Source organism: Flavobacteriales bacterium, from assembly GCA_013214975.1.
In the GTDB taxonomy this organism is placed as follows: domain Bacteria; phylum Bacteroidota; class Bacteroidia; order DT-38; family DT-38; genus DT-38.
In genome coordinates, this window is sequence record JABSPR010000301.1 from 1 (window position 1) to 1,778 (window position 1,778).

The following is a 1,778-nucleotide window of genomic DNA, read 5'->3' on the forward strand; positions in this document are numbered from 1 at the left end:
ACAATCATTGACTAATTGCCTGAAAAAGCTCTTGTAAATTCCTATTAGAAGGTTATCTTGAATTCAATACGAGTTTCATTACCGTAAACAGGGATAATAGAACCAAATCCTTCTGCCTTTAATCTTTCTTTCTCTATTCCTTTCGAGATTAAATAATCTTTAATTCTTTTTGCTCTTGCCCTAGACAAAGACAAATTAGAGCCTTCCGCAGCCTCCTCATTAGTGTGCGCATCAATATCCAAATTATATTCTGGGTGATCAATTAAGATCTTTACAATTTTATCTAAATGACCATTTGATTCAATCTGAATAACATCTGTCCCATCTTCAAAATGAACCTCTCGCATTCCTTCATCGATCGCATTTTTCGAAGCCCCATCAATTTCAGGACAACCACCACTTGAAAGGGACCCTTTCACATCAGGGCAATCATCCAATGTATTAACGATACCATCGCCGTCACTATCCGAATTTGGACAACCTGTTTCACCTTCTCCAGGTGTATCTGGACAAACATCAATATCATTTGGAACACCGTCTCCATCGCGGTCATCAGGAGTAACCCTATTAACCGGTGCAGGTGGCTTTACTTCTGTCGTATCTACTTTAACTGTATTTCTTTCAAGTATTGCGTCTCCAGGTTGAGAACTGCTCGGTTTGGCAATATCCATATCCCAAATCCAATCTTTATGCTTTCTTCCTTGCCCCTCTCTTCCAAAATAATAGGAGAGGCCAACCGAGAACGTTGCAATCCTTCCATCCACACCTTTATGAAACTCATTTGGCCCTGTGAAATCGAATGTTTTTGTCTGCCAAATATTCGCAACGAAAGTAAAATCAGTGTGTATTGCCATATAATCAGTAAGACGCCATTGAGGTGTAAACCCCATTATTAAATGCATCATCTCATCAGACCCTTGAGTTCTAAAATTCTTAAACCAAACAGATCGATGCGCATCCTTCAAACTAGAGAATCCAAAACCAGTGTGAAATAATAGACCAAACCTTGGATGAATATCTTCAAATTCGGCAATTCTACCGACATTAAAAACAGCTTGAAATGATAATCTAAAATAATGCGTTTTAAAGTAATTTAGATCTTGATAATACCCCGATTCGTCGTTTTTAATGCGATCGAATCCTACCCCTCCCATAACACCAAACTTATTGTTTAGCATGTAACGACAGTTCACATCTAAATGATAAACTCCTAAATAATTTGACTGACACCCTTCGGCAAACGGACCCAAAGCACTGTTCAACCCAATATTTCCATCGATAGACAAGGAATTGTACGTTTGAGAGGTAGCTAAAAAGGCAGATAGGAATGCAAGAAGAAATAGCGAATGCCTCATATAATTCGTACGTAGTTTAAGTATTAAATATATAATAAATTACGAAATTAAAAGCAAATAGTTTCGCTGATGGGTATAAATGACGCCCCAAATTGAATTGAGTTCAGCGTCAGTGTTTCTAATATTTTCGCGATAAAACTAATATTGATATCCCATTTTATTCGTAATTTAGCCCCCTCAATAATTCGATTCGAAATTGCATTAATGTTGTTAAGCACAAACCAATAGATAAAGTGAGTTACAAAAGAATTAAGAATCAAAGAGTTTTAGTAACTGGAGGAGCTGGATTTATTGGCTCGAATTTGTGCGAAAACTTACTTTCAAATGACAATCAGGTTGTTTGTTTTGACAATTTCTCAACTGGACTAAGAGAAAACATTGAACCTTTTCTTTCGAATGAAAAATTCACTTTAAAAGAAGCAG

Annotated in this window: 2 protein-coding genes; one reads left to right on the top strand and one right to left on the bottom strand. The window is 36.7% G+C overall.

Annotated features, from left to right (window positions below):
* Positions 1-44: 44 nt before the first annotated feature.
* A complete protein-coding gene (locus tag HRT72_09510) occupies positions 45-1,355 on the bottom strand; it encodes an OmpA family protein (GenBank protein ID NQY67942.1) in 1,311 nt (436 codons plus the stop codon).
* 224 nt (positions 1,356-1,579) lie between these two features.
* Here HRT72_09510 and HRT72_09515 point away from each other — a divergent pair.
* Positions 1,580-1,778: GDP-mannose 4,6-dehydratase (locus HRT72_09515; protein NQY67943.1), on the top strand; the 199-nt coding region annotated here is incomplete at its 3' end.

Coding starts and splice junctions, on each gene's coding strand:
- HRT72_09510 (NQY67942.1), bottom strand. CDS start 1,355: ATGAGGCATTCGCTATTTCTTCTTGCATTCCTATCTGCCTTTTTAGCT.